Annotated in this window: 10 protein-coding genes; 4 read left to right on the top strand and 6 right to left on the bottom strand. The window is 36.0% G+C overall.

What is annotated here, in order from left to right:
- Positions 1-52: 52 nt before the first annotated feature.
- From ACTQ54_RS08875 to ACTQ54_RS08885, 3 genes are read right to left on the bottom strand one after another with little or no spacing between them, the layout of a single operon-like run.
- Positions 53-2,275: an RNA degradosome polyphosphate kinase gene (locus ACTQ54_RS08875; RefSeq protein WP_441756066.1), complete on the bottom strand. Its 2,223-nt coding sequence runs from the start codon at positions 2,273-2,275 to the stop codon at positions 53-55.
- A gap of 40 nt (positions 2,276-2,315) precedes the next feature.
- On the bottom strand, positions 2,316-3,866 hold the full coding sequence (locus ACTQ54_RS08880) for a Ppx/GppA phosphatase family protein (RefSeq protein ID WP_441756068.1): 1,551 nt from the start codon (positions 3,864-3,866) through the stop codon (positions 2,316-2,318).
- A gap of 12 nt (positions 3,867-3,878) precedes the next feature.
- The gene (locus ACTQ54_RS08885) at positions 3,879-4,367 is read right to left on the bottom strand and encodes a nucleoside 2-deoxyribosyltransferase (protein ID WP_441756070.1); all 489 of its coding nucleotides are present in this window, start codon (positions 4,365-4,367) and stop codon (positions 3,879-3,881) included.
- Positions 4,368-4,549: 182 nt separating this feature from the next.
- Here ACTQ54_RS08885 and ACTQ54_RS08890 point away from each other — a divergent pair, with 182 nt between their 5' ends.
- Complete coding sequence (locus tag ACTQ54_RS08890) at positions 4,550-5,080, top strand: HdeD family acid-resistance protein (RefSeq protein ID WP_441756072.1); 531 nt, start codon at positions 4,550-4,552, stop codon at positions 5,078-5,080.
- A 59-nt stretch (positions 5,081-5,139) separates the two neighbouring features.
- Here the strand turns inward: ACTQ54_RS08890 and ACTQ54_RS08895 are convergent, their stop codons facing one another.
- Genes ACTQ54_RS08895 through ACTQ54_RS08905 form a run of 3 tightly spaced genes read right to left on the bottom strand, consistent with a single transcriptional unit; the run spans position 5,140 to position 8,326 of the window.
- Entirely contained in the window at positions 5,140-7,632 is a 2,493-nt protein-coding gene (locus ACTQ54_RS08895) for a heavy metal translocating P-type ATPase (protein WP_441756074.1), read from the bottom strand.
- Between the two features lie 12 nt (positions 7,633-7,644).
- Positions 7,645-7,851, bottom strand: a complete 207-nt coding sequence (locus ACTQ54_RS08900; protein ID WP_441756076.1) for a heavy-metal-associated domain-containing protein — start codon at positions 7,849-7,851, stop codon at positions 7,645-7,647.
- Positions 7,852-7,870: 19 nt separating this feature from the next.
- The gene (locus tag ACTQ54_RS08905) at positions 7,871-8,326 is read right to left on the bottom strand and encodes a CopY/TcrY family copper transport repressor (protein WP_441756078.1); all 456 of its coding nucleotides are present in this window, start codon (positions 8,324-8,326) and stop codon (positions 7,871-7,873) included.
- A 293-nt stretch (positions 8,327-8,619) separates the two neighbouring features.
- Between ACTQ54_RS08905 and ACTQ54_RS08910 the strand changes: the two genes are divergently transcribed.
- From ACTQ54_RS08910 to nrdF, 3 genes are read left to right on the top strand one after another with little or no spacing between them, the layout of a single operon-like run.
- The gene (locus tag ACTQ54_RS08910) at positions 8,620-9,000 is read left to right on the top strand and encodes a ribonucleotide reductase stimulatory protein (RefSeq protein WP_441756080.1); all 381 of its coding nucleotides are present in this window, start codon (positions 8,620-8,622) and stop codon (positions 8,998-9,000) included.
- Positions 8,978-11,155 carry a class 1b ribonucleoside-diphosphate reductase subunit alpha gene (gene nrdE, locus ACTQ54_RS08915; RefSeq protein WP_441756082.1) on the top strand — a complete coding sequence of 726 codons (2,178 nt, stop codon included), beginning with the start codon at positions 8,978-8,980 and terminating at the stop codon, positions 11,153-11,155. The genes ACTQ54_RS08910 and nrdE overlap by 23 nt, the downstream gene beginning before the upstream one ends.
- 27 nt (positions 11,156-11,182) lie before the next feature.
- A complete protein-coding gene (gene nrdF, locus ACTQ54_RS08920) occupies positions 11,183-12,163 on the top strand; it encodes a class 1b ribonucleoside-diphosphate reductase subunit beta (protein WP_441756134.1) in 981 nt (326 codons plus the stop codon).
- The last annotated feature ends 170 nt before the right edge of the window (positions 12,164-12,333 follow it).

Below are 12,333 nucleotides of genomic sequence, written 5' to 3' on the forward strand. Positions count from 1 at the left end.
AATCTCAGGAGTTTTTTTCCAGGAATTGAATCGTTTTTTAGTCGTATTTTATTTATTGAAAGCGACGGAGGATTCGGGCAAACCATCCTTCTTTTACGGTTCTTTGTTCTTGTTTTTCTTCAATTTCTTGATTAAGTTGAGCGCTGCGGGCTTGAGCATCTTTAATCATTGCTTCTTGTGAGTTTAATTTCACTGTTTCACGATTTGGGCGTTCGTATAAGCCATTTGACTGTAATACTCTCGCTTTTAAGGTATCTTCTAACTGCATTTTTAAAATATCAACAATATTATCTTCTATTTGTTTATCTAAGATTGGGAATTCAATTTCAACTCTTTGTGTCATATTTCTCGTCATCATGTCAGCAGAGGATAAGAAGAGATGATTTTCATTGTTCCGGTTGAAATAATAGACTCTAGAGTGTTCTAATAGTCGTCCCACAATACTCCTGACACGGATTGTCTCGGATAACCCTTCAACGCCTGGTTTCAAACAACAAATTCCCCGAATAATTAAATCAATTTGCACCCCTACTTGACTGGCTTCATATAGCTTTTTGATGATGGTTTTATCGGTTAAGGAGTTCATTTTAGCTACAATTCGTCCGTTGCCAAATTCTTTTTGATAACCAATTTCTTCATCAATGTAATCGAGAAGTGAATCACGAATTTCAAAAGGTGATACATGTAGATGCTTGTATTCTGGTCTTTGACTATAGCCACTTAAGTAATTAAAAAATTTAGAAGCATCTTCAGTTAATGCCGGATCGACAGACATAATCCCCATGTCCGTATATAAGCGAGCCGTTTTTTCATTATAGTTACCTGTGCCCAGATGGACATATTGTTGGATACGGTCGTCTTCTTTTTTGATGACTAAGGAAATTTTACTATGTGTTTTTAAGTCACTAATTCCATATAGGACATGGCAACCTGCTTCCTCAAGCTCGCGTGCCCAAAAGACATTGTTTTCCTCATCAAATCGTGCTTTTAATTCAACTAATACCGTTACTTCCTTTCCATTGTCTGCAGCGCGTTTAAGAGCGGCAATAATTGGTGAGTTTTTGGAAACTCGGTATAAAGTTTGTTTAATGGCAATGGTTTTAGGGTCGTTTGCTGCGGATTCGATTAAAGATACAACTGGTTGGAATGAGTCATAAGGATGGTGGAAGAACAAATCTTGTTCTTTGATTGAATCAAATAACTCAAGTCCAAGATGCTTAGGATTTAAGTAAGGCTCAAACGGTTTATAACTCAGTTCAGGGTGTTTATCCCTTAATAAATCAATTAAATCAAATAAATAGGTTAAATCTAAAGGTCCATTAATAAGATAAACATTAGTTTTTTCTAACTCTAAGACATCACTTAAAAAGTTAATGGTAGGTGAGTCAACGGCAAGGCCATAACTGGTGTCAATTTCTAAACGGATGGCCATCCCATTTCGTCTTTGTTTGACATAGTCTTCAATGAGAACTAATAAATCAGAAGCCCCTTCTTCACGAATATTAAAATCGGCATTACGTGTAATTCTAAAAGGAAAGGCTTCGACGACTTCGTAACCTTTGAACATGCTATCGATGAAATGAGCGATAATATCTTCTGTAAAAACTAAAGTGCGTTGGTTAGTGGCGGTTAAAATTTTATAACGGTCTAATAAAGGCGGGATTGGAACTAAGGCATGAAAGCTTTTACCATTTTTTTCAAGTACAACCATAATGTTTAAGGCTTTATTGATTAAATGAGGAAATGCCTTATATGCATCAATTCCAATGGGTGATAAAGTTGGTAAAATCATATTATCGAAATAGTCCTTAACCGATGCTAATTCTGCTTCGTTTAAAGTAGCGATCCGTTTAATTTCATAATTATAATTCGATAAATAATAGGTTAATTCATGATAACGTCGATATTGTTCCGTAATATTACGTTGGTTACTTTTTTGAATTTCATCCAATAATTCTTTCGGTGACATATAAGTTTTGTTTTCAGAAATTTCAACACCTGCTAAATATTGATCATAAACTCCAGCCACACGAACCATGAAAAATTCATCTAAGTTCGAGCTACCAATGGCTAAAAAATTCAACTGTTCTAAAAACGGATTATCTAAATCATTTGCTTCATCAATCACACGATAGTTAAAATCTAGCCAACTTAATTCGCGATTAAAATAATATTCCGGTTGATCATAGGGATCTTTTTCTTGAATTTCTTCAAGGGTAAAAGATTTTTTGAGAGGTTTTTCGTCAGTTTTATTTTTTTTGTTTTTGCTAGCCATATCGCTGTCTCGCTCCTTATTAAATTCGCTTTAATTTAGATTAATAACTAGATATGAAATTTAAACTCAATTGTCCATCAAGTGCTCGTTCTAAATGTTTTGCATGTCGTTCAGCCCGATATTTTTCTGCAATAATCGGTTTATGGTGATAAATATCTAAGCGGTAATTGCCATCGGATAAAGCATTTAATTTTAATGCATTAATCGGTCCGGTTTGTGAGTCGTTTAAGGCTTCGGAAAACTTAAGGATACCACCTAAAAGTTGTAATAATGTTTCTTCATCTTTAGTAAACCAACCTTCAAAGTCTTCTAAATATTGGTTGAATAAAGAACGGTTACGATAACTACTCAATAAAGCTAAGCGCAAACGTTTGAGATGACTATAACCGGGTAAATTCATGTTGGATAAGAGATAAAAAGTATGTTGTGATTCGGCATCAATATCAATAAATGAACCAAATTGATACAAATAAGCGGCGAACTCTAATTCCTCATGTATCTCGTATGTAAATGAGAGTTGATTCAATTCGCATAATTGCTGGTATAAACTCAAAGCATAGTTGATGCGAAGATAATTTCTTGATGTATCAATAGGGAATTGGTGGCCGATACCACGAATGGTACGAGCTTGAACTAGACTTACATCAATTGGCGTGTTGTAGGTTTCATTGATATATTTTAAAATAATCCCTTCACGTAAACCATGTGTAGAAACACTTAAAAAGGGCGTTTTAACCATTTTATATAGTTCCTGAAAAACAATGGTTGCTGGGATGATAATGTCTTGTCGGTCCGTACTCAAACCGTCAATATCATCTAGTCGATTAGCATCGGTTGTAACAAAGGTGGTCAAAGTCTCTTCAATGGCTTCCGCGACCATACCATAACCATGTAAGCCAGCTAAAGGATAATGGATCAGACGTTGATGAACGTTTGCTACGTTACGCGCCGATCCACCAATCGCAATGATTGGTAAGTTAGCTTTTTTAATCCAAGAAAATTCTTTAAATTGTTTGCGTACAAATTTCCTAACAGCTTCCATCGCTTTCGGGTCATTGTGGGCTTTACCATTAAAAAAATCTTTTCTTAAGCTAACCGCACCAAATGGGAAGCTATGGTAATGTTTCATTTCTTTATTTTCATAATGGGTAATTTCACAACTGCCTCCACCAATATCAATCGTAATGGCATTTTCAATGGTAGAGGAATGAAGCACGGCATATTGTCCATATTCTGCCTCTTCTTGTTCGGTCACGATTTCAATTTTAATGCTTGTCGCCATTTCTACTTGTCGTAAGATATCATCTTTATTAGAAGATTGACGAATAGCGGCAGTTGCTTTCGGTAGAACTCGATCGACTTGATAACTTTCAATCACATAGTTAAAACTATCTAAAGCAGCGATTAATTTATCGATACCGGCTTGGTCTAAAAACGCCTCTTCTTCTACATAATAAATATTTTCAGATAGACGCGCAGGGGTTTTAATGTTTTGGATTTCAACAAAGTTAAACTCTTGATCAATCCCATAAATAACTAAGCGCAGGGAGTTTGACCCGATATCAATGATAGCAACTTTTTCTTTGAACATGAGAAGACTCCTTTAAAGTGAACGATTTAATAATTCTTTGATGGCAGAGCTTACTTTATCAGAAGCATTCACTACGACACCATTCGATTTAATTAAGCCAACGACATATAAATTGACATAAGGAAATTGGGATTCAGCGACTTCTTTTAAAGCATCTAACTTAGCTTGATTATCACTACCTTGTTGACGGGTATCGGTATAGAGTCCCACGATCGGGATATTTGCTTGATATGCCACACCGACTTCAGCTGCAACACCAGGATCCATTTGCAGTCCATCTAAGACAGCTAACATCACATCAGAAGCTAATAGAGCATCAGTATCATATCGAGCAATCGCAATCGAATCAGCATATTCATTTTTATCATTTATTTCAGCTTGTTCTTGAGGTAAATAAATATCTAAATCTGGAATGGCTTGACGAATTTTTTCAGCCAACATAGCATTAAAGCTTAATTCCATTTCATTAAATAGAGGACTTGCAAAGTATAATTTAGGCATAACAGACTTCCTTTTCTTTGTTGTAATTTCATTATAGCCGACCCTCACTATTGAAACAAATATAAATATAATAAATAAATATTTTTATTGAAATAACTTATGAAAGCAAAGTGTTATAGACAATGTTTAGTGGTCATTATGCTATAATAAAGATAACAACTTTATTAAGATAGGAGATTTGTATGTTTAGAACAAGAGAAAGTAAATGGGGTAATATCATTATGGGTATTATTATGTTAGTGCTCGCGTTTTTAACCTTCAATAACCCTATGTCTACGCTAGCTTCTGTTGTTATTTTTATTGCTATCGGAGCTATTTTAAAAGGCTTGTTTGAAATCACAACCCGTCGTAAAATGGCGCAATCGATCAATGCTCCAACTTGGCCAATGTGGGTGATTGGTATTTTAGATATTATTATAGGTATTTATTTATTAATGAATGCTGGTTTTGCTTTGGCGGCTTTACCATTTGCGTTTGCTACATGGTTTATCATCGACTCTATCGGTGCAATTGGTACTTCCTTTATGATTCGCCGTGTGTCAAATTCAAGTTTTTGGCTGACATTAATCTTTGGTATTATAGGTTTGTTGGTTGGTTTTAGTTTACTTTCTAAACCACTTACAGCTACTTTGACCCTCGTCAATCTATTAATTATTTATTTTGTTATTTCAGGTGTTGGGCATTTGATTGCAGCTTTTACACAACACGATTAATATTAAACGATAAAAAAAGCTTCTGCTATCCAGTTGATAGCGAGAAGCTTTTTTCTATATTACGCCTTACGTAGTCGTAAAGCATTTAATAAGACTGAAACGGAACTTAGACTCATGGCAAGGGCAGCAAACATTGGGTCTAATAAAGGACCGTTAAAGAATAAGCGTAATAATCCCATAGCGATCGGAATACCAATCACATTATATGCAAAAGCCCAGAATAAGTTTTGCTTAATATTACGAATGGACTTGTTACTCAAATCAATTGCTTGTACAACATCTTCCAAATCATCATGCATTAAGACGATATCAGCTGATTCCATCGCAATATCTGTCCCTGATCCAATTGCCATTCCGATATCAGCTTGAGCTAGGGCAGGGGCATCATTGATACCATCTCCAACCATAATCACATGCTTACCTTCACTTTGAAGTTGTTTTACCATGTTAGCTTTATCTTCTGGCATGACCTCGCTAAAGACACGGTTAATGCCTGCTTTTTTAGCAATTGTTTCAGCAGTAAATGAATTGTCTCCCGTAATCATAATCACTTCAAGCCCTAATTCATTCAAGCGTTCTACAGCGGTGATACTTGATTCCTTAATCGGATCTGAAACGGTGATTATTCCAGCAAAATGATCATTGATGGCAAAATACATAGGGGTTTTGGCATCTTGAGCAAAAGCTTGCGCTTGTTCTTGAGCGGCCTGCGTAAAATTCGTTACGTCTTGCATTAGCTTTTTGTTACCCACTTTAATAGTATGATCTCCAATAACAGCGACAATACCTTGTCCAGTGATACTGTCGAATGAATCAACAGATAATAAAGATAATTGTTTTTCATTTTCGGCGTATCTAACAATGGCCTCTCCTAACGGATGTTCAGAAACAGATTCAGCTGAAGCAATTAAACGCAAGGTTTCAATTTCATCTCGATCATCCATGACTACAAAATCATTCACTGTAGGCTGACCTTTTGTAATTGTTCCTGTTTTATCCAGGAGAATCGCATCTGCATGATGCGTATTTTCTAAGGCAACACCACTTTTGAATAAGATCCCTTTTTGAGCGGCATTTCCTGTCCCCACCATAATCGCTGTTGGTGTCGCTAAACCTAAGGCACACGGACAAGCAATAATTAAAACACTAATAAATATATTCAGGGCAAACGGAAGGGTTTCACCTAATATAAAATACCACATTAAAGCAGATAGGATTGCAATAATAATAACGGTTGGAACAAAATAAGCAGAGATTGTATCGGCTAATTTAGCAATCGGTGCTTTACTTCCTTGGGCATCTTGAACCATTTGAACTATTTGTGCTAACAAAGTATCTTGACCGACACGGGTTACTTTATAAGTAAAACTCCCTGTCTTATTAATACTGGCACCTGTCACTTGATCGCCAACTCTTTTTTCAACCGGCATACTTTCACCGGTTAACATAGACTCATCAATACTTGACTGTCCGCTGACGATCTCGCCATCAACTGGCAAACTTTCACCTGGTCGAACTTGGATGAGGTCGCCTAGTTGAATTAATTCAACCGCTACTGTTTCCACACTGCCATCTTCATTGACACGGCGGGCTACATCCGGTGTTAAATCCATCAAGTTTTTAATCGCTGAACTTGTCTTACCTTTAGCAAGTTCTTCCATATAATTTCCTAAAGTGATTAGGGTAATGATAACAGCGGCTGATTCAAAGTACAGATCGGGATGACCATGCGTAACCAGATTGCCTGTAACTAAAAGGAAAGTAATAACAAGGCCTTGGATAAAGGCAGCACTAGTTCCCACAGCAACTAAACTATTCATGTTAGGGTGTAGGTTAAATAAAGCCTTAAATCCAGTTTGAAAAATGCCTCGACCTAACCACATCACCGGTATTGTGAGTGCCAACTGTAATAAAGCATTGTTAATTGGGTGAGTGCTCATGTCAAGAAATTGCGGTAAAGGCATCCCAACCATATGTCCCATTGTTAAAATAAATAACGGTACCGTAAAGACAGCCATCCAAATCACGCGGTTTTTGATTGCTTTTAATTTACCTTCTTTTTTCGCTTGAGCTTGTTCGTATCGATCATTGGCTGATAGAACTAGGGAAGCTTCATAGCCAGCTTTATCAACGGTATCTCTAATTAAATCAGGATCAATTTTCTCAGCGCCATCCCAAACAACTTGCATTTGTTCAGTCGTTAGATTTACAGCGGCTTGTTTAACTGCATCCAATTGATTAATGGCTTTTTCAACTGTTTGTGCACAAGAAGCACATGTCATCCCATCAATGGCATAGGTTTGAACTGTTGAAGCATTATTAAGGTTAATCCAGCCTTCATTTTCTTCTTTAACCACATCGTAACCACTTTGTTGTACAACACGCTGAACTTCTTCAAACGATAAGGCTTGATCAGCAAATGTTAAAGTAGCTTCTTCCGTTGTTAAGTTGACAACGGCATCACTTACACCGTTGGTTTTCTTTAGTGCTCTTTCGACAGTTTGTGCACAAGAAGCACACGTCATCCCTTCTATCTTATAACTTTCTTTCATGAAGGTTCCTCCTTATTCTACTAATTCGTAACCAGCATCAGCTACAGCTTTAACCATCTCAGTTGTTTGAATTTTAGCACCATCATATTGAACGCTTGCTGTTTTGTTTTGTAAGCTAACATCCACTTTTTCTACTCCATCAAGTTTATTAAGTGCTCTTGTAATTGTATTAGCGCAGTTTTGACAACCCATTTTCTTAACATTAAATATTTTTTCCATAATCATTCTCCTTTGTTGTTTAAGCTAATTTTGTATGTAAATGACAATGACATTGTCCCGGAGGACATTGACAAGTGACTTGTTGAGGCGCTGTTTGACGTTTATTGTCTAAGGTATTTATTAAAGTATCAATGTCTGTTTGCGATAAGCTGTTACTATTTATGAGATGAAGAATAATATCTGCTCGGTCACGTGTACAGGTTTGGTCGACTAAATCGTTAGTCCGCTGACGTGTGGCATCCATTAAACTAATCAATGGATAGTAGAAATATGGGGTGGTTGAATCGTTTTTTCCAATGGCTTCTTTTTGGATCAGGCGATTTAACAAAGATTTAATCGTGCCTTCTTTCCAATCTTTGATTTGCATTAAGGTATCGATGATTTCGCGACTCGTTATTGTTTCATTCGCCCATACGACACGCATAACTTCCCATTCAGCATCACTGATGCTTGTTTGCTTTGTATTTAAGGTCATCATTATGCCTCCTTTTTTGTAGTTACAAATGTAATCTATCTATAGTTTACATATGTAACCTAGATGTGTCAAGTTATATTTATTTATTTTGTGAAAATGAATATAATTAGCAGGGATTGTTTAGTTGATTCAATAGAATAAAGGCTTTCCTATTGATAGATAAATAACAAACACAATATATAGGGGTTTAAAAAACAGTCAAACACATCATTTAGTGTTTTCGGGGTTTGCATGTCAAAGTTTTTATGGTATGATTTAGTCCATATATTTAAGAAAGAAAGAGGTGAAGGAGAATGTTACTGGTATATATGTCATTAACTGGTCAAACAAGAAAGTTTATTGACAAATTTGACTGGCCTAGTCTAGAGTTGACGCCAGATAATGCCTTTACCGAAATCCATGAACCTTACGTCATTGTTGCACCCACATATGAGCGTGAAGTAACGGATATTTTATTTGATTTCATTGAGACAGGCAACAATGCTTCTTATTTGCAAGGGGTGGCTGGGGGAGGGAATCGAAATTTTAATACACTATTTTGTTTCACAGCCAAAGACATTGCTGAAGAATTTAATGTTCCATTACTCCATGTGTTTGAGTTTCAAGGGTCTGATAACGATGTAAATATAATGAAAGAGCAGGTGGCATGCCTTGGACAAGCCGGTATTAAGTAGCAAACCAAAAGAAGTATCTTACTTTAAGTTAAATAATGAATTAAATCGACCTGTGGATAATAAAATACCTTTAAATAAGGACCGAGAAGCGGTACGTGCTTACTTTTTAGAGCATGTTAACCCTAATACAGTATTTTTTTATACTTTAGATGAGAAGATTGATTATTTAATTACAAATGATTATTTAGAACGTGAATTTATTGAAAAATATGATCGATCATTTATTAAAGAATTAATGACAACGACTTATGACATGAAATTTCGCTTTAAATCATTTATGTCAGCTTTTAAATTTTATACCCAATATGCCTTAAAAACGAATGATGGTAAACGGTATTTGGAGCGTTATGAAGATCGTATTGTTTTTGCTTCATTATTTTTAGCCGATGGTGATACGGAATTAGCAACGAGTCTAAGAGATGAAATGATTAGCCAACGATATCAACCAGCAACACCGACTTTTTTAAATGCTGGTCGTAAAAGACGTGGGGATCTTGTTTCATGCTTTTTAATTCAACTAACGGATGACATGAATAGTATCGGACGTGGAATTAACTCAGCCTTGCAATTATCAAGAATTGGAGGCGGTGTTGGAGTTAATTTATCTAACTTACGAGCTGCTGGAGATCCAATTAAAAAGATTGAAAATGCCTCAAGTGGTGTTGTGCCTGTTATGAAACTTTTAGAAGATAGTTTTAGTTATTCTAACCAATTAGGTCAAAGAAATGGTGCTGGCGCTGTCTATTTAAATGTCTTCCATCCAGATGTTGTGTCATTCCTTTCTACTAAAAAAGAAAATGCCGATGAAAAAATCCGTGTCAAAACCTTGTCGCTTGGTTTAGTTGTCCCTGATAAATTTTATGAATTAGCCGCTAAAGATGAGCCGATGTATTTATTCAGTCCCTACGATGTGGAAAGAATTTATGGTAAACCTTTTTCTTATGTGGATATTACGCAAGAATTTGATAATTTAGTGAATAACCCGGAAATTCGTAAGTCTAAAATCTCAGCCAGAGAATTAGAAAATGAAATTAGTAAATTACAACAAGAATCAGGTTATCCTTATATCATTAACATTGATACAGCCAACAAGTCCAATCCAATTGATGGAACAATTACCATGAGTAATTTATGTTCTGAGATTTTACAAGTTCAACAGCCTTCTTTAATTAACAACCGTCAAGAATATGAAGTGTTAGGTACGGATATTTCATGTAATTTAGGGTCGACCAATATTCCTAATATGATTCAATCACCTGACTTTGCTAAATCAGTTGATACGGCTGTTCGTGCTTTAACCTATGTGACAGATAATTCTAATATTGAAGCTGTACCAACCATTAAAAACGGAAACGATCAAGCGCATACCATTGGTTTAGGTGGCATGGGACTGCATACTTTATTTGCTTTGAACCAAATGTATTATGGTTCGCCTGAATCGATTGAACTCACTGAAGCTTACTTCTATGCTTTAAATTACTACACACTCGTTTCTAGCAACAAAATTGCAAAGGAACGTCAAACAAGCTTTGTGAATTTTGAAAAGTCTGCCTATGCAGATGGTAGTTATTTTGATAACTATATTAATAATCCATTTGAGATTAAAGATCTAAAAGTAGCTGAAATTATGAAAAATGTTCCTATGCCGACAGCTGAAGATTGGGCACAATTAAAAGCCGCTGTTGACGCAGATGGTTTATATCACCAAAATCGTATGGCAATTGCACCAACAGGTTCCATTTCTTATGTAAATGAAACAAGTGCTAGCTTACACCCAATTACGCAATTGATAGAAGAGCGTCAAGAAAAGAAAACAGGAAAAACCTATTATCCTGCGCCACATTTATCTAATGACACTATTAAATATTACCAGTCTGCTTATGATATCGACATGCGTAAAGTCATTGATATTTATTCAGTGGCTCAAAAACATATTGATCAGGGGATGTCTTTAACTTTATTCATGCGTTCAGAAATTCCTGAAGGGATGTATGAGTGGAAAGAAGGGCGTACGAATAAGATGACAACGCGTGATTTAAATATTTTACGTCACTATGCTTGGAAAAAAGGGATTAAGTCGATCTATTATGTGCGGACTTATACAGATGATGGCGAAGAAGTAGGCAGTAACGCTTGTGAAAGTTGCTCGATTTAGAAGGGGAAATGAGGATTTATAATGACTATGACATCTGATTTCAAAAACACACCGAATTATTATGCCATTAACTGGAACAATATCGAAGACGTCATCGATAAATTAACCTGGGAAAAACTAACCGAACAATTTTGGTTGGATACGCGTATTCCGTTATCCAATGACTTGGATGATTGGCGGACATTGTCTGCCCATGAAAAAGATATTATTGGTAAGGTATTTGGAGGCTTAACATTACTTGATACATTACAATCGGAGGATGCGATTGAACGTTTGCGTTTAACGGCGCGGACGCAACACGAAGAAGCTGTTTTAAACAATATTCAATTTATGGAATCTGTGCACGCAAAAAGTTATTCTTCTATTTTTTCAACATTAAATTCTAAAGCCGAAATTGAAGAGATTTTCCGTTGGACAGATTCTAATGAACTGATTCAATTTAAAGCCTTGAAAATCAATGATATTTATAAAAATGGGACAGATTTACAAGCCAAGGCAGCCAGTGTGTTGCTAGAATCTTTCCTTTTCTATTCAGGTTTTTTTGCGCCTTTATATTACTTAGGGAATAATAAATTAGCGAATGTGGCTGAAATCATTAAGTTAATCATTCGCGACGAATCGGTGCATGGAACGTATATTGGTTACAAATTCCAATTAGGCTACAATGAGTTGCCGCAAGCGGAACAAGATGACTTGAAAGCATGGGTTTATGAAGTGTTGTTTGAGCTTTACCAAAACGAAAGTCAATTTACCCAATTGATTTATGATCAAGTAGGTTGGACTGAAAAAGTGAAGGTATTTATTCGCTACAATGCCAATAAGGCGCTACAAAACTTAGGTTTTGATCCGCTTTTTCCGGATACCGCTGAAGATGTTGATCCGATTGTGATGAACGGTATTTCAACGGGAACCAGCAACCATGACTTTTTCTCGCAAGTTGGGAACGGCTATCTCTTAGGGGCTGTTGAAGCCATGCAAGATGATGACTATACAAAATGGATGAATTAAAATAAATATCACCAAAATAAGCCAATAGTGAAGGGTCTCAGCCTTACTATTGGCTTGTTATTTGTCTCGTGGGTGGTTAAATAGACGGTTTGTAAGTGCAAGTTCGATAGAGTCCATATAATTGTGTAAAAACCACGAAAGGACGAGACTAAAGTTTCTCGTAGCAATGA

Origin of the sequence: Fundicoccus sp. Sow4_H7, from assembly GCF_052115865.1 — a bacterium.
Classification (GTDB): Bacteria; Bacillota; Bacilli; order Lactobacillales; family Aerococcaceae; genus Fundicoccus_A.